11 protein-coding genes and 2 tRNA genes are annotated in these 21,545 nt (G+C 70.6%); 10 read left to right on the top strand and 3 right to left on the bottom strand.

What is annotated here, in order from left to right; translation table 11 throughout:
* Positions 1–159: 159 nt before the first annotated feature.
* A tRNA-Asn gene (locus EDF39_RS14375) sits at positions 160–232 on the bottom strand.
* Between the two features lie 74 nt (positions 233–306).
* On the bottom strand, positions 307–873 hold the full coding sequence (gene def / locus EDF39_RS14370; protein ID WP_055958281.1) for a peptide deformylase: 567 nt from the start codon (positions 871–873) through the stop codon (positions 307–309).
* A gap of 52 nt (positions 874–925) precedes the next feature.
* Between def and EDF39_RS14365 the strand changes: the two genes are divergently transcribed.
* The 10 genes from EDF39_RS14365 (at position 926) to EDF39_RS14320 (ending at position 16,791) form a co-directional block, all read left to right on the top strand.
* The gene (locus tag EDF39_RS14365; protein ID WP_370275191.1) at positions 926–1,840 is read left to right on the top strand and encodes a DMT family transporter; all 915 of its coding nucleotides are present in this window, start codon (positions 926–928) and stop codon (positions 1,838–1,840) included.
* 116 nt (positions 1,841–1,956) lie between these two features.
* The gene (locus EDF39_RS14360; RefSeq protein ID WP_233573148.1) at positions 1,957–3,258 is read left to right on the top strand and encodes a glycosyltransferase; all 1,302 of its coding nucleotides are present in this window, start codon (positions 1,957–1,959) and stop codon (positions 3,256–3,258) included.
* A tRNA-Ile gene (locus EDF39_RS14355) sits at positions 3,249–3,322 on the top strand. Before EDF39_RS14360 ends, EDF39_RS14355 begins: the two co-directional genes overlap by 10 nt.
* Positions 3,323–3,607: 285 nt before the next feature.
* Positions 3,608–4,435: a hypothetical protein gene (locus tag EDF39_RS14350; RefSeq protein ID WP_123944095.1), complete on the top strand. Its 828-nt coding sequence runs from the start codon at positions 3,608–3,610 to the stop codon at positions 4,433–4,435.
* Entirely contained in the window at positions 4,425–5,945 is a 1,521-nt protein-coding gene (locus EDF39_RS14345; RefSeq protein ID WP_233573137.1) for a serine/threonine-protein kinase, read from the top strand. Before EDF39_RS14350 ends, EDF39_RS14345 begins: the two co-directional genes overlap by 11 nt.
* A gap of 2 nt (positions 5,946–5,947) precedes the next feature.
* The gene (locus EDF39_RS14340) at positions 5,948–11,707 is read left to right on the top strand and encodes an Ig-like domain-containing protein (RefSeq protein WP_123944093.1); all 5,760 of its coding nucleotides are present in this window, start codon (positions 5,948–5,950) and stop codon (positions 11,705–11,707) included.
* Between the two features lie 59 nt (positions 11,708–11,766).
* Positions 11,767–12,759 carry a MoxR family ATPase gene (locus EDF39_RS14335; RefSeq protein ID WP_233573136.1) on the top strand — a complete coding sequence of 331 codons (993 nt, stop codon included), beginning with the start codon at positions 11,767–11,769 and terminating at the stop codon, positions 12,757–12,759.
* Positions 12,756–14,135, top strand: a complete 1,380-nt coding sequence (locus tag EDF39_RS14330) for a DUF58 domain-containing protein (protein WP_123944091.1) — start codon at positions 12,756–12,758, stop codon at positions 14,133–14,135. Before EDF39_RS14335 ends, EDF39_RS14330 begins: the two co-directional genes overlap by 4 nt.
* A complete protein-coding gene (locus tag EDF39_RS14325) occupies positions 14,132–16,453 on the top strand; it encodes a transglutaminase-like domain-containing protein (RefSeq protein ID WP_123944089.1) in 2,322 nt (773 codons plus the stop codon). Before EDF39_RS14330 ends, EDF39_RS14325 begins: the two co-directional genes overlap by 4 nt.
* The gene (locus tag EDF39_RS14320; protein WP_123944087.1) at positions 16,450–16,791 is read left to right on the top strand and encodes an FHA domain-containing protein; all 342 of its coding nucleotides are present in this window, start codon (positions 16,450–16,452) and stop codon (positions 16,789–16,791) included. Before EDF39_RS14325 ends, EDF39_RS14320 begins: the two co-directional genes overlap by 4 nt.
* A gap of 291 nt (positions 16,792–17,082) precedes the next feature.
* On the opposite strand, the gene EDF39_RS14315 is transcribed toward EDF39_RS14320, so the two are convergent.
* Entirely contained in the window at positions 17,083–21,543 is a 4,461-nt protein-coding gene (locus EDF39_RS14315) for an FtsK/SpoIIIE domain-containing protein (RefSeq protein ID WP_123944085.1), read from the bottom strand.
* Between the last annotated feature and the right edge of the window lie 2 nt (positions 21,544–21,545).

Genomic DNA, 21,545 nt, shown 5'->3' with positions numbered 1-21,545 from the left:
CTTGCAAATTTGAAGGAGATTTCGACTCGCGACCCCGGTGGATCCTGATGTTTCCGCTGGGGTCGCGGCGTTTTTCCTTCAAATTCGGAGGCGGAGCGGGGTTAGGACACGCCGCGCGCACTAAAAAGGCCCCCACGGGTGGAGCCGTGAGGGCCTTCGCTCCCCGAGTTGGACTCGAACCAACAACCTGCCGGTTAACAGCCGGCTGCTCTGCCAATTGAGCTATCGAGGATTACAACTCCCGTTCGATTGGCGCTGAACGAGCGACCACAACTCTAGCAAAGGTTTTGGCCCTCGACGTACACCTCAGCCTTCGGGGTGGTCGAGCCCCGGGGTCCAGGTGTGGCCGGGGCCGCCCCAGCCGTTCTTGCGGACGGCCTTCGCGGCCGCCTTCGAGAACGGGTGCTCGAGGCGGTCGGCGTAGAGGATGCCGTCGAGGTGGTCGTATTCGTGCTGAAAGATGCGGGCCAGCCAGCCGTGCGCCTCGATCTCGAAGGGCTCGCCCTCGAGGTCGACGGCCCGGAGCAGCACGCTGTCGGCACGTCGCAGCGGGAAGCGTTCGCCCGGAATCGACAGGCACCCCTCCGACTCGTCGTCGTCGTCGAGGTCGTCGAGGGTCAGTGGGCTCTGCCAAAGCTCCGGGTTGATCGCGACACCGCGCCACGACCCGCCCTCGTCGTCGGCCCAGGAGAAGACGAAGACGCGCAAGGCCACCCCGACCTGCGGGCCGGCCAGGCCGACGCCCGGCGCTTCGTCCATCGTCTCGAACATGTCGGCGACGAGAGTGCGGAGCTCGTCGTCGAAGACGGTGACGGGGGAGGCGACCTCGTGGAGGACGGGTTCGCCGGTGATCGTGATCGGTCGGACAGCCATTCACTCAGCCTATCGGCGGGCCCGGCGCCGGGCCTCACGGTACCGTGAGAGCGTGCCTCTGCCTCTCGACGTCCTCACCGAGCCGGTGACACTCGACTCTCAGACCGCGATCGGCATCCCGCTCGCGCTGATCGGCGCGATCTTCCTCTCGGTGGGCGCGCAGCTGCAACACCGGGGTGTGACGAAGGTGGAGCGTGCCTCCGGCGGTGCCTCGAAGGGGCTCAATGTCAGGCAGGTGCTGCGACTCCTCGGCCGGCCGTCGTGGGTGCTCGGCACCCTCATGCTCGCGCTCGCCATCGTCTTCCAGCTCACCAGCCTCAGCTTCGCTCCGCTCATCGTGGTGCAGCCGCTCGGCGCCGTCGCCCTCGTAGTGACCGCCGTATTGAACTCGCGGACCACCAGGCAGCGACTCGATCGACAGTCGAAACGCGCGATCCTCTTCTGCGTCGGCGGCGTCGCGCTGTTCGTGCTGGTGGCCGCACTGACAGCAACCGAGCCCGTCATCACCCAGGGGCAGCTCATCACCGTGTTGGTGATCCTCGCGATCGTCTTCGCGCTGCTCCTGACCGCGTTCACCCTCTTCCGGCGCAAGATCCGGGCGTTGTTCTACATCATCGCCGCCGGGTTCCTCTACGGATTCGTCGCCACCCTCGCCAAGGTCGTCATCAACCGCGTCGAGTCGCACAACTTCGACATCCTCACCGCCGTCTGCATCCTGTTCCTCCTGGCCGCGGGCGGTCTCGGAGGCTACTTCGTGCAGAACGCGTATGCGTCGGGCCCGCCCGACCTCGTGATCGCGGGCCTCACCGTCGTCGACCCCTTGGTCGCGGTCGGCATCGGCATCCTCGTTCTCGGCGAGGCCTCGCAAGCGCCCTGGTGGGCCGGCATCTTCTACGTCGTCGCGGGGGCGATCGCCGTCTACGGCGTGTTCCAGCTGGCGAAATACCATCCGCAGGCCAAGGGCTGAGCTAGCCTGACTGGTGTCGGCCCCGACACGGGGGCCGCAGCACAAGACGCCCGGATCACCGGCCGCCCACTCCGCGGCCGCACCGCCCACGGCAAGGACGCAACCGACAAGTGACGATCGACCATCACGATGAGACGACCGCGAGGTCTTCCGATACCAGGCCGCTTCGGATCCTGATCGCCGGAGACACCTTTCCGCCCGACGTCAACGGCGCGGCGAACTTCACCGAGAGGCTCGCCGTCGGCCTCGCCGAGCGGGGTCACGATGTGCACGTGGTCGCGCCTGCGCCGACCCGTCGCCACGGCACGTTCGAAGAGCAGCATGCCGGTGCGACGCTCACCGTGCACCGACTCAACTCGACCCGCTGGCCGCTGCACGACTGGCTCCGCTTCGCGACGCCGTGGACGGTCAAGCACAACACCAGGCCGATCGTCGACTCGTTCCGGCCCGACGTGGTGCACATCCAGTCGCACATCATCATTGGCCGCGGGCTGACCACGATCGCGAAAGAGCGCGGCATTCGTGTGATCGCGACGAACCACTTCATGCCCGAGAACCTCATCGAGCACACACCGCCGATGCCCCGCAAGCTGCTCGACTGGATCACCCGACGGGCATGGCAAGACGCCGCGAACACGTACCAGCACTGCCAGGCGATCACGACGCCGACGCGCAAGGCCGCCGGATTCCTTGAGGAGGCGACCGACATCACCGGCGTCATTCCGATCTCGTGCGGCATCGACGCTTCGCACTACACGGCACGGCCCGACCGTCCGTCGACCAACCGGATCGTCTTCGTCGGCCGCGTCACGGGCGAGAAGCACATCGACGTGCTGCTCACCGCGATGACGAAGCTGCCCGCCGCTCTCGGCGCGACCCTCACCATCGTCGGAGGCGGCGACCTCCTCGCGAAGCTGACCCAGATGGCGGCCGACCTCGGCCTCGCCGAACGGGTCACGTTCGCCGGCTACCTTTCCGACGACGAGCTGCGGCGCACCCTCACCGACGCGACCGTCTTCGCGATGCCTTCGACCGCCGAGCTGCAGAGCATCGCGAGCCTCGAGGCGATGGCGTCGGGCCTCCCCATCGTCGTCGCCGACGCCATGGCGCTTCCGCACCTCGTCGACCACGGCTCGAACGGCTATCTGTTCACCCCTGGCGACGCCGACGACCTCGCCGCGAAGCTTACCGACGTGCTCACGAAGAGCGACGACGACTACATCGCCATGCGCCGCGCGAGCCTCGCCATGATCGAGCCGCACGACATCAACCGCACGCTCGACACGTTCGAGAAGCTGTATCGTGGGCAATCGGCGACCACCCCGGTCGCCGACACCGCCGCTCCTTCGATCGAGTCCGCGTCCGCGCCAGGTGCTCGGGCCGGAGACGAGATCGAATCCGGCGGTTCGGGGCGGTAGCTCAGCTGGTCAGAGCAGGCGACTCATAATCGCTCGGTCACGGGTTCAAGTCCCGTCCGCCCTACTCGCGAGTGCTGCTCTCCGTCGGCCCGTGCAAATTCGAAGGAAAAACGCTCGCGCGGCGACGAAGAATCAAGGATCCGACGGGGTCGGGTACCAGGATCTCCTTCAAATTCGGGGCGGGGCCGGGGCAGGGCAGGGCAGGCACGGAGCGGCAACGGGCATTTGTGCCCCGCGAGAAGTACGACCGGAGTGGGTAGTCTGGTCGAGCAAGAAACGGGGAATCGGGGGAGTGGTGCACGAGGCAGGCTGGGATCTCACGTGGGCTCGCCCGGTGACGCTGGCTCTGGTGCCCGACCACACCGACGAAGCCGCCCTCTCGATTCGCCAGGGCTCCACACGCATCGTGCAGATCACACTGGGCTCGCGGGTTCGTCTCAGCATCACCACGGGAACCGAAACGCTAGAGGTCGACGGGCGACACCCGCCTGTCGAGCAGATCCACGGTGTTCTGGCAGTCCACCGCGACGATGTCGAGATCGCCCCCGACGAGTCCGATCTCGACTTCGATTTCGACGAGACGATCCTGACTCTCGGCGAGGAGCAGCCGAACACCCCTCACGAGACGGCGAAGCCGACTCTCGAGCCCGACTTCGACGCGACGATCCTGACGCCGAGGGCCGGTGACGCCGGGCAGACCGCCGACGGTGGCCGGAGTGCGAGCGCAGCCCCCTCGGATCCTGCGTTCTTCTTCATCGACCTCGCCGACCGCAACGGCCGCGTGCTCCACCGAGTCGACGGGACCACCCTGGTGGGGCGCGCCCCGCGCGACCGCGACGACGCCGGGGCAGCCCTGCTGGCCGTGTCGAGCGTGACCGACCACGTCTCGGCGACGCACCTCTCGCTGACGAGCTCGGGAGCGCATCTCGTCGTGCGCGACCTCGCCTCGACGAACGGCACGACGCTGATTCCCGTCGTCGGCGAGCCCTACCGACTCACTCCGCACGAGGCCGTGCCCATCGTCCCCGGCACCCGTCTGGTGCTGACCGCCGACGTCACGATCACGGTTGTCGCCGACCCCGCCGGCTCCGACCCTGCCGGCTCGGACCCCACGGGCCTCGATCTCGCCAGCCCAAACCCCGCCGGCTCCGACCCGGGAGCCGTCGGTGCCCTCTAGGCTCCCCGAGACCGCACCCGTGCTCCCCGGCTACACCGTCGTCCGGCCGATCGGCACGGGCGGGTTCGCCGACGTTTTTCTTTACGAGCAGAGCCTGCCCCGCCGAAGCGTCGCCGTAAAGGTGTTGCTGGCCGGAGTGGCCGACACCGACCGGCGGCGGATGTTCCTGGCCGAGGCGACCCTGATGGCGCAGCTCGCCGCCCACCCCGACGTGCTCACCGTCTATGAGGCGAACATCGCCGCCGACGGTCGCCCATATCTCGTGATGGAGTACTGCCCCGAGTCGTACGGCACGAGGTTCCGCAACGAGCGTCTCGGAGTCACCGAGGTCCTCCAGGTCGCCCTGGCCGTCGGCAGCGTCTTAGAGACCGCTCACCGCGACGGTTTCCTGCACCGCGACGTCAAGCCCTCGAACATCCTGCGCACGAGCTACGGCCGGCCGGTGCTCTCCGACTTCGGTATCGCGGCGGCCCTCGCCACCGACGACGACCAGACCCGCGGACTCTCGGTGCCGTGGTCGGCCCCCGAGGTGCTTCGGGGCACGACCGGCGGCACCGTTCTGAGCGAGGTCTACGCGTTCGCGGCGACGATCCACGGGCTCCTGGCCGGTCGGTCGCCGTTCGAGGCGGTCGGCGGCGACAACTCGATGGAGGCGATCCAGCGGCGGATCGTCGGGAGAAACGCAGCCCCCACGACCGGCCGTGCCGACGTTCCGGCGCGGCTCGAACAGGCGCTCGCCGGCGCCCTGTCGAAAGACCCCGCACGACGCCCCGCACGCATCGTCGACCTACTGCGCGAGTTCCAGTTGGTCGAGGCGGAGCTCGGTGCGAGGCCCTCGCCGCTCCTGCTGCCCACCGAGAGTGTGCTCGACTCGTCGTCGCTCGATCTCCAGGCCGACATTCCGGCCCTGTCGGCTCGCGCAACGGCGTCCGGCACCCCGCGCCGTCCGCGGTCGGCGTCGAGGCGGACGGACCAAGGATCCGACCCGGCCGACACCGGCTCCCGCACGCGCTCGCGAGTGGGTCGCGCCCTCGCGAGTCGGCCACCCGCGGCAGTCGCTCCCGTGACCGCGGCACCGGTGTCAGTACCTGACCGGACGGTGGTGCGTTCCGCCGACGACGACTCCGCTTTGACGGGCCGGTCTCGGGTCTCTCTGCCCGTTCGGGTCGTGGCGATCTCGGTGGCGGCCCTGGTCGTACTGGCCGGTATCGGAATTCCGCTCGAGCTTCACGCGAGGGGAGGGGCCGATGTGCCCCGCGTCGGCACGGTCGCTGCCGACACCACGACCACCGGTTTCCGCTTCTCCTGGGACGACCCCGGCCTCTCGACTGGCGACGCCTATCGCGTCCGCCTCGACGGAGGCGCGGGCTCGCGTTCGGCGACGCAGACCGGGACGTCGTTCGAGCTGGAGCGCTCCGCGACGACCGGTGCTCGCACCTGCGTCACGGTGACGGTGGTGCGCGACGGCCGAATCGGCCCGGCGAGTGACCCGACCTGTGTGGGCGGCTGAGAGTGCCCAACGCCTTCACCCGAGCCGCGAGTCGCGTCACGTCGCGGTTCACCCGCCCCAGCCCTCGCCGCCGCACCGCCATCGGCACGGTCGCCGGCGTCGTCGTGGTCGCGACGGTCGTGGCGGCCGCGATCGTCTCTCCGGGCTACGAGCGCCAAGACCACCACCTCGACGACGGTTCGGTGTGGGTGGCCAACGGCAGCGACCGCCTCCTTGGCACGGCCAACACCGAGATCGGCGCCCTCACGGCGACCGTCGCGACCGACGGCTCCGACATGGAGCTCCTCCAAGACGACACTCACGTCGTCGTCCACGACACCGGTGCCAACACGCTCCAGCTCGTGGATCCCTCCCAGGGCACGGTGACCGACACCGTGCCGTTGCCCGAGGGCACTCCGCGCGTCGTCGGGTCCGGCGGGTGGGCGGCGATCTACCGGGCCTCGACGGGCGACGCCTGGGCCTCGACGCTCGGCGACCTGTCGAAATTCGAGGCGACGAGTGCGCCCACGTTCAGTCTCGGATCCTCGGCGACCCTCGCGGTCGACGCCGACGGCGGCTACGCCGGCTACAGCGCCAAGACCGGCACCCTCGTCACCGGATCGCTCGACCCGACGAGCGGCCGCGCCGCGTCGTCACGGGCCGTGCGCTTTCCGGGGGCGGCGCCGAGCGTGCAGGTGACCCTGGTCTTGGGCCGCCCGGTGCTCTTCGACGCCGTATCGGGGCGGCTGTGGGTCGACGGTGGGTTCGTCGATCTGACGAGCGGCCAGGCGACGGGCACGACCGGTGCGGGAGGTGCCACGGGGATCAGCGACCCGGGGTCGGCCCGACTGCAGCAGCCCTCGACGACGGGCAGCCGGATCCTTCTCTCCGATTCGACGCGCCTGCTCGCCGTCGACCCGGGCGACCGCCGCGTCTCGGTGGTCGGCACGGGTGGTCGGGGCACTCCCGCCGCGCCGGTCCGGCTCGACGGCTGCGACTACGGGGCATGGTCGGGCGGCATCGCCCTGCGCCAGTGTGGCGACGGATCAACGCCGACCACCGAGACGCTCGACCGGGCAACGAGCGCGGCCCCGCTGGCGCTGCTGGTGCGCGGCCACCACCTCGTCGCCAACGATGCCCTGTCGGGGCGCAGCTGGGCGCTCCAGCACGGCGGTCAGCTGATCGACAACTGGAGCGACTTCGTCGACGAGACGAAACGGAAGACGACGACCGAGTCCCGCGAAGACGTGCCACCGAAGCTCGACCCCGCCCAGAAGGCCCCCGTCGCCCGGGCGGACTCGTTCGGCGTGCGAGCGGGGCGCGCCAACACGCTCCCGGTGCTCCTCAACGACAGCGATGCGAACGGCGATGCCCTGGTCGTCACCCGCGCGACTGCCCTGCCGACCGACTTCGGCCGGGTCGACATCGTCGAGGACGCGCAGAAGATCCTCGTCACGACACGCGACGACGCACGGGGCAGCCAGAGCTTCCGTTACACGATCAGCGACGGCTACGGGCACGAGGCATCGGCACGGGTCACCGTGGAGGTTCACGGCGACTCGGTCAACGGCGCCCCGAAGCAGGTCCGCGCCACTCGCACCTCGGTCGCCGCCGGTGGTACCACCCGCACGAGCGTGCTAGCCGACTGGGTCGATCCCGATTCCGACCCCATCTTCTTGCGGTCGGCGAGCACGGCCAGCCCCGACTCGGTCAACTTCTCGCAGGACGGCCTGGTCACGTTCACCGACTCCGGCTCGGCAGCCAAGGCCAAGGGGTCTCTGAAGTCGGTCGCCCTCTCGGTCTCCGACGGGACAGACCAGGGCGCAGGATCCGAGACGGTCACCGTGGGCGCGCGAGGCAGCGTTCCGATCATCGCCGAGTCGTTCTCGCTGACCGGGTACACCGGCGAGCAGCAGTCGGTGGCCCCGCTCGGAAACGCGCGCGGCGGCACGGGGACGCTGCGGCTCGACGGCGTCACCGCGGCCAAGGGCGACGAATCGGTGACGCTCGAGCCGGACTTCGCCGACGGTACCTTCACCGTCTCGGCCTCTCGAGCAGGAACCCATCATCTCCGCTACTCAGTGACCGACGGAACGAAAACGGCCAGTGGCTCGATCCGCATCGACGTGATCGATCCGCCGAGTGCGAACCTGCCTCCGATCACCGTGCCGACCACGGCATTCCTCTATCTGCAAGACACGAAGACGGTCGATCCGCTGGCGACCGACAGCGATCCGGCCGGCGGTGTGCTGTCGCTCGTGTCGGTCTCGGGCATTCCTGCCCGATCGGGCGTGACGGTCGGCATCGTGCAGAAGGGCACGTTGCGCGTGACCCTTACCCGCTCTCTCGACGGGCCGGTCACCTTCGACTACACGGTCACCAACGGCAAAGCCGAGGCGACCGGAACGGTCACCGTCGTCGAGACGCCGGAGCCCGATCGCCTGCAACCCCCGCAGGCCGTCGGCGACGCGAGCGTCGTGCGGGTCGGACAGGTCGTCGACATCCCCGTGCTCGCGAACGACCGGCAGCCGAACGACAAGCCGCTCCAGCTCGCGCCGACTCTCGAGCAGCCTGTCGCCTCGAACGGCGGCCTGCTGTTCGCGGCGCAGGATCGCCTGCGCTACCTGGCTCCGGCGAAGCCCGGCCGATTCACCGCGAAGTACCGCATCACGCAGTCCGACGGCCAGTACGCGACCGCCTCGGTGTCGCTCACCGTGAAAGCGCGAGACGACGCCGACAACCGGGCTCCCGCCCCGCAGACGGTCACCGCTCGGGTCACCGCCGGGGGAGCGGTCACGATTCCGATCCCGCTCTCCGGCATCGACCCGGAGGGCGACGCCGTCAGCCTCGTCGGGCAGGCCTCCGCACCGAAGCTCGGCGCCGTGGCCTCGGTCGGCACCGACTCCATCACCTATCGGGCCTCCTCCTATGCCTCGGGAACCGACACCTTCGAGTACTCGGTCGTCGACGCGGTCGGCGCCGTGGGCACCGGGACGATTCGCGTGGGGGTCACGCCGTCGTCGGGGGTCGTCGCGCCGCCGATCGCCCAGGACGACCTCGTGCGCACTCGGCCCGGAACCAAGCTCTCAGTGCACGTGCTCGACAACGACAGCGCTCCGTCGGGTGGCGACGTCGAGGTGACGGGCGTGGAGGCGACGAGCTCCGCCGTGCGGCCGAGCTTCACCGCGAACTCGGTGGCACTGACCGCACCCGAGAAGGCGGGCAGCTACGGCGTCCTCTACTCGACCCGCGATTCGCGCGGTGGCTCGGCCTCGGCGTGGCTCTACCTCGACGTGTCGAAGTCGGCGCCGCTTGCCGGCCCGGTGGCACGAGACATCGTGCTGAAGTCGAGCGACATCGCCGGCCGATCGAGCGTCGAGGTCCGTCCCTTTCGCTCCGTGACGTTCTCGGAGGGTTCGTCGGCCGATCTCGACCTGTCGCTCCTGCCCGGGTACTCGTCGGGGGCCTCGGTCACGGGCGGCGTGGTCACGATCGCCGTGGCGAAGTCGAGCCGAATCGTGCCGTTCCGGGTCTCGCGCAAAGACTCGGCGGCGACGTCGTCGATCGCCTTCGTCTGGGTGCCCGGCACCGACGACGGTCGGCCCGAGCTCCGGCCCGATGCGCCCGCACTCACCGTCGTCAGCGGGTCGACTCTGACGATCCGACTCGCCGACCAACTGCAGGGGGTCTCCGGCCGTGCCGTCCGGATCGCCGGGTCGTCGAGCGTATCGGCGACCTACTCGAACGGTTCCAGCCTCGTCGTCGACGACCGGACCCTCCGCTTCACCTCGCGGACCGGCTACTTCGGGCCCGCCTCCATCACCCTGACGGCGACCGACGCCCCGGCCGGGCGGGCGGCGTCGTTCTTCGACCAGGCCACGCTCACGATCCCGATCACGGTGACCCCGAAGACCGACGAACCGCCCGTGGTCAACGGAGCCGACCTGCCGCTCGAGGCCGGCGCCTCGACGACCGTCGACCTCCAGGCCCTCACCGACTACCCGTATCCCGACCGCTATGGCGAGCTCCGCTACTCGGCCGTCTCGGGGACTCCCGGCGCGGTCACGGCCAGCGTGTCGGGGGCGAAGCTGTCGCTCCGGGCCGTCGACGGCGGCACCGTCGGCACCACTGCCCGCGTCGTCGTGTCGGTGCGCGACTCGAAGGGGGCGGGCAAGTCGGGCGTCGTCACGGTCTCGATCGTCCGCTCCACCAGGCCGATCGTCGAACCGATCCCCGACAGCGTCACGCTCCGCCGCGGATCCTCGACCAGCGTCTCCGTCCTCGCCAACGACCAGGCCACCAACCCGTTCCCGGGGCACCCCCTCCGCGTCGTGTCGGTCGGCCGGGGTGCCCGCCTGCCCGCGGGAGTCACCATCAGCCCGAGCGCCGACCGCAGCGTCGTCGCCCTCCGCGTCGCCAAGACGGCCAAGACCGGAACGGTCACGGTGCCGTACGAGGTCGCCGACGTGACCAACGATCCGTCCCGCTACGCCTCCAGCACCATCTCGCTGACCATCCAGGATGTTCCCGATGCCCCCGCACAGGCTCCCGCGATCGCGGCGAAAGACACCGACAAAGCGCAGGTGACCCTGAGGATCCCGCACGCGTTCCCCAACTACTCGCCGGTGCGCGCGTACACCGTGACCTCCACCGACAAGTCCGTCACGGCCCGTTGCGCCAACCCGGATGCGTGCGTCGTCCGTGGTCTCGCCTACGGCACACCGTTCGCGTTCACGGCCACTGCCGACAACGCTCTCGGCACGAGCAAGCCGAGCCCGGCGAGCGACACCGTCGTCATCGACGGCACGCCCGGGGCACCCCGCGACGTCTCTTTGACCGCGACCGCGGCCGACGCCGGCGGCCACTCGATGCTGGCCCGCTGGAGCGCCCCGCAGGCGACGAAGGGCACGCCGGTGCAGTCGTACTCGCTGGTCTTCTCGGGGCCGGGTGTCTCGCTGTCGAAGAAGCTGCCGGCGATCGCCACGAGCCTGGCCGTCTCGGATCCTCGTATCCAGCCCGGCAGCGAATACGCCATCTCGATCACCGCGTCGAACAAGACGAACACGTCTCAGCCCGCCTCGGCGCGCTCGAACTCGGTCGGGCCGCCCACCGACGTCACGGTCAGCAGCGCCACCCTGTACGACGGCGGGATCCGCGTGCGTGTCGACTGGACGCCCGGCAGCGCGAACGGCGGCCAGGCGCTCGTCTACTCGGTGACCCCGGTCAGCGGCGACACTCCCGACTCCTGCCGCCCCGAGTCGATGCCGGGCACGAACGTCGGCTCGGCCACCTCGTGGACGGATCAGGATCCGGGCTTCGGCCGCTCTCGCTACGCCGTCTACGCTTCGAACGGCCTGTTCTGCGCGCGGTTCACCTCCGGGGTCGCCGACACGAACCTGCCCGCCGCGCCCTCCGGCGAGGCGACGCTCGAGAAGCAGACGCCGGGCGGCACCGAGGTCGCCACCGACATCCGCGTGGGACGGCTGAGAGACTCGAGCAGCCGGGTCGACCACTACGAATACAGCCTGGTCACGGCCGGTCAGCCCTCGGGCAACTGGCAGCGCATCGATCAGGACGGCGGCTTCATCACCGGCGTCGGCACACCCAACGGCAACCCGTACGGGCAGACCTTCGACGTGTTCGCGAGGGCCTGCCGGTTCCAGGGCTCCGACACCTGTGGCCCTGAGACGAAGATCGGCCAGAATCTCACGCCGGTTGCAGCCGTCACCCCGCCGCCCACGACTCCGCCCGCGACCCCACCGCCCACCGCTCCGGCGCCCTGAGCCGTGACGCACTCCGACGACCGCCGAACGCCGATGACCACCACCAGAAACGAGAACCGATGACTCCCGAACAGCCCAACGAGACGATGACTCTCGAACAGGCCGCCTGGTTCAAGGAGGTCTTCGACCGCCTCGTCGAGAACGTCGAGCAGGTCGTGCTCGGCAAACCGCACGTCGTGCGCCTGGCGTTCACGACCCTGGTCAGCGAGGGGCATCTGCTGCTCGAAGACTTCCCGGGCACCGGCAAGACGTCGCTCGCTCGGGCCATCGCCCAGACGGTGGGCGGCTCCAGCTCGCGAATCCAGTTCACCCCCGACCTGCTGCCGGGCGATGTGACCGGCATGAGCATGTACGACCAGAAGAACGGCGTGTTCGAGTTCCACACCGGGCCGGTGTTCGCCAACATCCTGCTCGCCGACGAGATCAACCGCGCCTCGCCCAAGACGCAGTCGGCCCTCCTCGAAGTGATGGAGGAGTCGCGGGTGACGGTCGACGGCGTGACGCACTCGGTGCCGAACCCGTTCATGGTGATCGCCACGCAGAATCCGATCGAGCAGGCCGGCACCTACCGCCTGCCCGAAGCGCAGCTGGACCGTTTTCTGCTGAAGACGAGCCTCGGCTACCCGGATGCGATCTCGACCCGGCGGATCCTCGAGGGAGCGCGGGTCAAGTCGCATCACCGGGTGATCGAGCCGGTGATCGGCGTGGCCGACATGCTGGGGCTGATCGACGCGGCGAAGCTCGTGGTCACCGACGCCGCGATCCTCGACTACGTGTCGCGACTGGTCGACGCCACCCGGCTCGCCGACGAGGTTCGGCTCGGCTCGAGCGTGCGGGGAGCCCTCGCGCTCGTCCGGGCGTCGATGACCTGGGCCGCGAGCCAGGGGCGCACCTACGTCTTACCCGACGACGTCAAAGCACTCGCGGAACCCGTGCTCGCCCACCGGCTGGTGCTCGACCCCGAGGCCGAATTCGACGGGGTGACCGGCACGAGCATCGTCGGCCGGATCCTGCTCGATGTCGCGCCGCCGACGAGACGGCTGCCCGTGTGACCCCGACCTCCGACACGAACACTCGCACCGGCCACACGACTCGCACGGGGCACACCGCGGCGACGAGTGCGACGGGCACTGCGGCGACGTCGCGGGGTTCGGATCGTCGGCCCGCGCGTCGCCTCGCGCGCCGGCTGCGTCGACTCCGCCGGTTTCGCCGTCGAACGGCCGTGCGCGTCTTCTCTCTCGCGCGACTCGTTGGCAGCGTCATCACGCCTTTCGGCTGGGCCGCGCTCGCGGCGACCGTCGTAGCCCTGGCCGTCGGATACGGCCTCTGCTGGTTGGAATTCGCCGCCGCGGGGCTGGCACTCGTGTTCCTGCTCGTGCTGTCGGCGCTGTTCCTGATCGGGCGCACCCGCTTCACCGTCGAGCTCGAGGTGCCCGTCGTGCGCACCGTGGTCGGGTCGCCCGTGACGGGGCGCGTCGTGCTGGGCTCCGAAGGGCGGCGTCCGCTCTGGGGTGCTCGCCTCGAGGTGCAGATAGGCGAGTCGGCGGTGCCGGTCCAGTTCGGCGCCGGGGCCTCGTCGACAACGGAGTTCAGGATCCCGGCCGACGCCCGCGGGGTCGTCCGCGTGGGGCCGGTCCGCACCGTTCGCGGTGATCCACTCGGCCTCTTCCGTCGCGACGCCCTCTCGACCGACACGGTCGACGTCTTCATCCACCCGGCGACCGTGGCGGTGCCGCCGACGAGCAACGGCTTCATCCGCGACCTCGAGGGCGCGTCGACGCGCGATCTCACCACCGACGACATCTCGTTCCATGCCCTGCGCGAGTACCGACCGGGGGACGACCGCCGGCACATCCACTGGAAGAGCACGGCGCGCACGGGCCAGCTGACGGTCCGCCAGTTCGAAGAGACGCGCCGAAGCCACGTCGTCATCGCCTTCGGCCTGGCCGAGACCGACTTCCGCGGCCCGGACGAGTTCGAGCTCGGCATCGGCGCCGCGGCCTCGATCGCCGTTCGTGCCCTGCGCGACGGGCGCGACGTGACCGTGGCGACGAGCCCCCCGGCCTCGGGCGACGACGTCGACGGCGTTCGCGAGCCGAGACTCGTGAGCACGCGCGGCCGGCAGCGGCTCCTCGACGAGCTGAGCACTCTCGACAAGGGGTCGTCGGGCGTCGGCCTCGGCCTCGTCTCCCGCCTCGCCGCCGATCGCGTCTCGGGTGCCTCCCTCGTCTTCCTGGTCTGCGGATCGACGCCGACCCTGCGCGACCTCCAGTCGTGGTCGCTGCGGTTCCCGCTCGGCGTCGAGGTGGTCGCGCTGGTGTGCTCGCCCGAGCAGAAGCCCGGGTTGCAGCGGTTCGGCGAGCTCGGCGTCGTGACGCTCGGGTATCTCGACGATCTCCGCGGATCCTTCGCCGGGGGCGTCTCGTGAGCGGGCGTCGTGTGGTGAGCGGGCGCCGTGTCGGGGCCGGGCACGCTGTTCTGACCGCGCGCCGCCTAGTCCACTCGGGGTTCGCCCTTCTGCTCCTCACGGTCGCGACAGTGCCCCTCGCGACGGTCTACCAGGATCCGGCACTCGTCACCCTCGCCATCACCGCCGGCGTCGTCGGATCGCTCCTCGCCGGGATCGCCGCCGTGCGCGCCTGGCCCGCGCTCCCCGTCGTGGTCGCGACCCTCGTCGCCTACCTCCTCGTCGGGGTCCCGCTCGCCGTGCCGTCTCAGGCAGCCTTCGGCGTGCTGCCGACCGGCGGCGGTCTCCGCGCGCTCGTGATCGGCACCGTCACCTCCTGGAAGCGCATGCTCTCGGTCGACCTGCCTCTCGGCCGCTACGAGGCCCTGCTGGTGCCCGCGTTGGTCGTGCTGCTCGCCGCGGTCGTGGTGGCGGTGTCGCTCACGCTTCGCTCGCGACGGCCGGGCCTCGCCGTCGTGCCCGCCGTCGCCGTTCTGGCGGCCGGGATCGCCCTCGGTGGCACCACGACGACCCTGCCGCTCGCCGTCGGCGGGGCGTTCGTGGTCGTCGCGCTCGCCTGGGGTGTGTGGTCGGGCCTCGGAGCCGGTGCCCTGTCGATGACACGGGTGATCGCTGCCGCCCTCCTCGTCGCCGTCGCCGTCGGGGGAGGAACGGCCATTGCGATGACCAGGCCGCCGTCGTCCGACCGGGCCGTCCTCCGCGACGCGGTGGCCCCGCCGTTCGACCCCGATCACTACGTCAGCCCCCTCGTCAGCTATCGGACGAGCGTTCTGCCGCCGAACGCCGTCGAACCGATGCTCCGGGTCACCGGCCTGCCGGACGGCGCCCTCCTGCGCGTCGCCACGCTCGACTCGTACGACGGATTGGCCTTCACCGTCGGAGACGGTCGCGACACGGCGTCGTCGGGCACCTTCGCCCGGGTTCCGTCGGCCGTCGACCGCGGCACGGTCGACGGCGAGCGGGTCTCCCTGGGCGTGAGCGTCGAAGGCTACCGCGGGGTCTGGCTGCCGACCGCCGGCGACGTCTCGCGGGTTCGATTCGACGCGAACGCCCCCGACACCGACTACTACCTCAACGCCACCACGAGCACAGCGGCTCTGCCCGGGGGAGTCGTCTCGGAGGAGCGGTACACGGTCGACACGGCGATCGCCGGCGCGACATCGCTCGACCGGCTCGCCGAGCTGCGACCCGGCAGTGCGACACAACCCGTGTCGTCGGCGCTTCCCGCTGCGCTGGCCGCGACCGTCAAGGCCCACTCCGACGGTGCGACGACCCCCGGCGGTCGTCTCGCCGCCCTGACGCGCTGGCTCCGCTCCGGGTACGTGAGCGACTCGGGCGACGGCGAGCCCTTCAGCGCCGCCGGGCATTCCGCGGGCAGGATCCAGAAGCTCCTCACCTCGTCGCCCGTCCTCGGCGACGCCGAGCAGTACGCGCCCGCGCTTGCCCTCCTCGCACGCCAGGTCGGATTCCCGTCCCGCGTGGTCGTCGGCTACGCGAAGTCCGGCTCTGACGACGACACGAGCACGGCGGGTGCCACCGGCAGCACGACGTTCACGGGGGCCGATCTCACAGCACGGGTGGAGGTCGAGACGTCGGGCGGATCCTGGGTGTCGATCGATCCGAACCCCGAGAAGGGCCCGGTTCCGCCCACCGAGACGACTCCGTCGGAGTCGGTCGCCCGGCCGCAGACGGTTCTGCCGCCGCCACCGCCCGAGAAGAACGACGCCGCGGTCTCGCAGAACCGCGATGGTCAGAAGGCCAGCCGCGAGCCGGCGGCGCCGGGCTGGCTCGAGGTGCTCGCGGCGGTGGCGCGCGTCGGCCTGCCGATCGTGCTGGTGCTCGGAATTGTCACCTCGCCGCTCTGGGTGATCGCCCTCGCCCGACTCCTGCGTCGACGTAGACGCCGCGCGTCGGATGCCCGAGAGGTCGCGGCGTCCGGCGCCTGGGATGAAGTGCGCGACACCATCGACGACGCCGGCTTCGACGTCGACGCGTCGGCGACGCGCACCGAGATCGCCGCTCTCGTCGGCACGCCCGAGGTGCAGCGGCTGGCAGCGGAGACCGAGCGCAGCGTGTTCTCGACGCAGGTGCTCGATTCGGCCGACGTCGATCGCCTGTGGCGCGAGGCGGACGCCGCCAAGATCAGTGTCATCGCGCTGGCTCCGACGCGCTGGCAGCGCCTCCGGTTCCGTCTCACCGCGCGGTCGCTGTGGGCTTCGGCCCGACGTCTCTTGGACGATCTCCGCTCGAGACGTTCTCGCACCAGAATGGGAAGGTGATTCCTCTGCTCCTCACCTTCAGCGACGGTCAGACTCTCGAGGCCTCCGGCTCGGTCGTGGTCGGTCGCAATCCGCATCTGCACCAGCTGGCGTCCGAGCTCGACGAGGGCCCCGTCGACCTGGTCACCCTGGTCGACCCGCTCAAGTCGGTGTCGCGAGTGCACCTCGCATTCGGCACCTTCGACGGCGTGCCCTGGGTGCTCGACGCCGATTCGGGCAACGGCACGCGCCTGATCTACCCCGATGGCAGCGCTTTCGCTCTCGACTCCGGTGTGCGCTACGAGCTTGATCCCGGGTCGCGGGTCGAGTTCGGGTCGTTCAGCGCGCTGATCGGCTAGCGCTGGTCGGCTAACACTGCGGGCTCAAGTCGGGCCGGTTTGCCCTGCTGCCCACTGGAACCCTCTCCACCGGCGTTCGAGGTGGTCCTAGGCACAGTTCTCCGGCCATTCGCGAGGGTTTGTGCCGAGACTGCCGGGACGTGACTCCTCCCCGGAGACGTTTTGCGCCGCCTCAAATGTGATCGCGCGCAAAACGCCTCTACGAAGGTGCCCACCCCGGAGAGACACGAGCGGATCACACGAACCGGCCCACTCACCTCGACCGAAGGCCGCGCCGCACAAAGCGCCCCCTTACGGCAGAGGCAGCGGCAGCGGCAGCGGCACCTGCACCTCGACGTACCCGCCCTCCCAGAACAGCGCACCGCGGCCGGGAGCCGCCTGCCCCTGCAACGACCGGGGCAGCGGAGCACCGAACGTCTGGGTGCCGTGCATCGCCGTCGAGGCGGACAGCAGGATCCCGCGGCGTGCTTTCTTAGCCTCGGGGAACGGTCCGCGAAACAGTCCGCCGGCCTCGTCGACGTGCGCCGACACCAAGAACGCGAAGCGGGCCCGGGCATCGAGCACCTCGCGCTCAAGGGCGGTGTCTTTGAGCGTCTCGACGTCGTCGATGAGGAGGGCGACGACCGCACCGACGCTCTCGAGCAACGACGTGGCGGGCGCGACGACCTCGTCGAAGGCGGCCCCGGCGAGGTCGGCGTCGGTGATCAGCGGGATGCCGAGCGACCGGGCCGCATCGCGCAGGGGTGACTCGCGCAGAGCGACCGCGACGACCGGGAGTCCTGCCGCGGCGAGTTGCGTCGCGACGAGCGCGAGAGTCGTCGAACGCCCGGTGCGGCGGTCGCCGACGACGATCAGCCCGCGGTTCTCGAGCACGTCGACGGCGTAGCGCGACAGCTCGTCGCCCCCGACGCCGAGCACGACGGCCGAGCGGGGCACGCTCCCGGATCCGAGGCCGGAGCCGGGGCCGTCCGCCTTGAGAAGGAGCCCACCCGCGGCCTCGAGGCCGATCTCGGCGGGGAGGACGTCGACGCGGAACGGGCGGATCTGTGCGCCGATGTCGGCGGTGGTGTCGCCGGATCCTGCGCTTTCCCCTGTCGCGGACGCGTCCGACGCGACCGACGCTACGACCGCCGCGACGACCGCGCGCAACGCAGCGCTCTGCGCCTCGCCCGACGGCCCGCCGGGCAGCAGAGCGAACTGGGCTTCTCGCAGCGGCGTGCCGAAGTAGGTGCGCCCGGGCAGGATCTCGGCGGGCAGGCCGCGGACCGGGATGCCGGCGGTGCGGTAGTCCTCGCGGTCGGTCATCGGCAGGAGGTACTTCGTGTCGATGAATGCCGAGACCTTGTCGTTGATGAGCGCTCTGTCGCCGGCGATCACGAGGCGCACGCCGACCGCGGGGCCTTCGCGAAGCAGCCGCACGATCTCGTCGCGGAACGAGACCATGGCGTCGGCCCCCAGGTCGCTCGTCAGCCGCTCCCACCCGTCGATGACGACCACGGCGTAGGGCAGACGCTCCTGGCGGAGCACGGCCGCCCGCTGCTCGCGCACGTCGCCGAACGACCCGCGCGAGAGCAGGTTCTGGCGGCGTCCGATCTCGTCGCCGAGACGGCGGATGAAGCGTGGCAGTCGGCCCGACTCGAGGGGCGTGACGACGGCGCCGGTGTGCGGCAGGTCACGGATCGGTCCGAGCCCGCCGTTGCCGAAGTCGATGGCGTAGAGGTGCAGGTCGTCGGGGGAGTTGTGCTCGGCGAGCTGCGCGACGAGCGACCGGAGCGCCGAGGTGCGGCCCGACCGGGCGCCACCGACGAACTCGAGGTGCGAGTTGTCGGCGGGGCTCCAGGTCAGCGGACGCTGCGTCTGCTCCGACGGGACGTCTTCGAGACCGAGGATCACGGATCCGGCGGCCACCAGCGAACGGTCGAGCGCCGGATGCGCGAGATCGAGCGCCGTCGGCAGAGGGTCGAGCCACGGGGAGGGGTTCTTGGCCACGCCGAGCGCCTCCGTGGCTGACGAGATCACATCGACGAGCGCGCGCAGATCGGTGTCGTCGTGATCGATCGGGCGTGCGTGAGACGCCCGCTTCGGGAACACCACGGGAAGGCCCACGTCGCGCCACGAGCGGGTAACCACCCGCGGCGCATCGGCCGAAGAGGCCTGCACTCCCGGGCGGCGTCCGGCGACACGCGCCGTCTGGAATCCAGCCGGAGCGGCCCCCGCCCCGCGGCGGGCATAACCGCGCCCGGGCGTCGACGTCGAGATGGACGCGGCCTCGGGCGATCCCAGCACATCGGTCGAGTCGCCGCGGTCGGTGACGCGCAGAGCCACCCGGAGGTTGGTGTTCGACTGCATCTCGGGCGTGATCGCCCCGGCCGGGCGCTGCGTGGCGAGGATGAGGTGCACCCCGAGCGACCGACCGACCCGGGCGATGCGGACGAGACCGTTGACGAAGTCGGGCAGCTCGGTCTTCAGCTCGGCGAACTCGTCGATGACCAGGACGAGACGGGCGAGGCCACGGGCTGCCGCGGCAGCCGGATCCTTGTCCCAGGCTGCATCGGCATCTTTGGCGCCGAGGTCTTTCAGCACTCGCTCCCGGCGCTTGAGTTCGGCGTCGAGCGACTCGAGCGCGCGCTCCGTCTCACGGCCGTCGAGGTTCGTGACCAGGCCGACCGTGTGCGGCAGTCGCTCGCAGTCGGCGAAGGCCGAGCCGCCCTTGTAGTCGACGAGCACGAAGTTCAGCGCGTCGGGGCGATTGACGAGAGCCAGCGAGACGACGAGGGTCTGCAAGAACTCCGACTTGCCCGCGCCGGTCGTTCCGGCGACGAGGCCGTGGGGGCCGTCGCTCGCGAGATCGATCGCGAACTCACCGTCGGCCGAGGCGCCCACGACGGCCCGCGTCTCGCGCGGTGCGTACGACCAGCGGGAGACGATCGGCTGGGGGTCGTCGAGGTCGATGCCGCGCAGTTCGGCGAAGCGGACGGACGCGGGCAGCAGGTTGTCGTCGCCGACTCCGCCGACGTGGACGATGGGCGCCAGGGCTCTAGCGATCCGGTCGGCGCGCTGGGCTGTCGTGCTGTCGAGCAGGACGCGCGCGTGAGGTGCGGTCGCCGACTCGACGCGACCGAGTGTCGGGGCCGCCGGATCGACGAGGATCTCGGTTACCGCCTCCTGCGGCAGCCGCGACCGGTCGTCTTCGATCGCTACGACGTGCACGCCGAGGGCCGGCCCCTGCTCGAGCAGGGTGACCATGCCGGGCAGGGTGCGGAGCGTCCGCGCCTGATCGATCACCACGACGACGTCGGTGTCGAACCGCACGTCCGAGCGCGAACCACGGGCCGCACGGCGCCCCTCGATCAGAGAGCCGAGCTCGCGGAGTCGGGCCAGCCGCGTGTCGGACGTGTTGCCGATCAGGGCGAGCGCCCCGTCGGCCGCCTCGACGTGCGGGAGCCACCGGGTAAAGGCCCAGTCGGCCTCCGACGCCTGATCGCACAGCAGGATCACGCCGAGGTCACGGGGAGACCGCGTCACCGCGAGGTTCACTACGAGGGTGCGGGCGATGCTCAGAGCGACAGCCCGCGGGCCGGCGATACCGACGACGCCTCGGGCGAGGTCGACCGAGACGGGCACGGGAGAGACACCGGCCCGGAACGGCTCGGACGAGGATCGAGTGCCCGCGCCCTGATAGTCGGCCTCCAGCGGCAGCTCGGCGACCCCGATTCGCGCCGTGAGCGCGTCCGGCTCGCCCTGCCGGCGTTCCCAGAGCCGGTCGGTCGGCGTTGTCGCGATGTCGTCCACCGCCACCGGATCGGGCGCGTCGGCCCAGCCGCGAGCTCGCTGTTCTTCCGCTGCCGCCTCGATCGCCGCGCGGGCCGCCACCACCTCGGAGCGCCACTTCTCGATCGTCCGCTTGCCCGTGCGGCGCGCGGTGCGCCGGCTCGTCACGTTATTGCCGATCACCATGATCGGCGAGGCCGCCGCCATCACGAGCATCACCGGGGTGCGGAAAGCGAACGCCATGACGACACCGATCACGACCGGCAGCATCGCCGCGAGCCACGGCACCGGCGACTTCTCGGCCGCCGTGGGCTTGTCGCCCGGCAGCGTCACGACGGGCGTCGTCGGCGCGGGATGGATTCGCGAGGCCCTGTTGTAGGCGAGGCGCCCCAGAATGTCGGGGGAGACGTCGGCGTTCCGCGCGGGCTGCCGGCCGATCCGGAGCACGCTCGAACCGAGCTGCACGAGGTCGTCGCCCGTGACTGTCGTCGGCGCGTCGATGTGCCGGCCGTTGACCGTGACCACGGCGTCGTCGCTCGAGGGCTCCACGATCATCGACACGGGAGCGGCCTGCCCCCACCCGGGTGCGGCCGGGGTCGCATTCTCGCGTGCCGCCGTGAGTGTCGCGTGCTGCGCCAGCAAAGCGGGGTCGAGAATCTGCACGAGCTGACCGGCGTCGCTGCCGAGCGTCGCGACCGATCCCGCCGGAAGCCCGACGACCTCACCGGAGAACGGCCCGCCGACGACCTCGAGCCGCACCGCGCCGACCGGCAGCAGCACGGGCTCCGCGCTCGGGATGGTCGCTCCGACGAGTAGGCCGACCTCGGTCGCCGGCACGGCAGGATCCTGCCCCGGAGCCACCGACGCGACCGGCACCCCGAGCGCCTCGGCGAGCTCGCCCACCGACACGGTCGGCTCTGCGTCGACGACGAGATCCGAGGATCCGAGGGGGTCACCCGGTGAAGAGAAGGTCAAGCGCACGG

The sequence above is a fragment of the Frondihabitans sp. PhB161 genome, assembly GCF_003814635.1.
Taxonomy (GTDB): Bacteria; Actinomycetota; Actinomycetes; order Actinomycetales; family Microbacteriaceae; genus Frondihabitans.
This window is presented reverse-complemented; position numbering and strand designations above follow the sequence as displayed.

What these genes read in the sequence shown, in the direction of transcription:
- EDF39_RS14335 (WP_233573136.1), top strand. Translation starts at nt 11,767, where the DNA reads ATGACTCCCGAACAGCCCAACGAGACGATGACTCTCGAACAGGCCGCC.
- def (WP_055958281.1), bottom strand. Translation starts at nt 873, where the DNA reads ATGGCTGTCCGACCGATCACGATCACCGGCGAACCCGTCCTCCACGAG.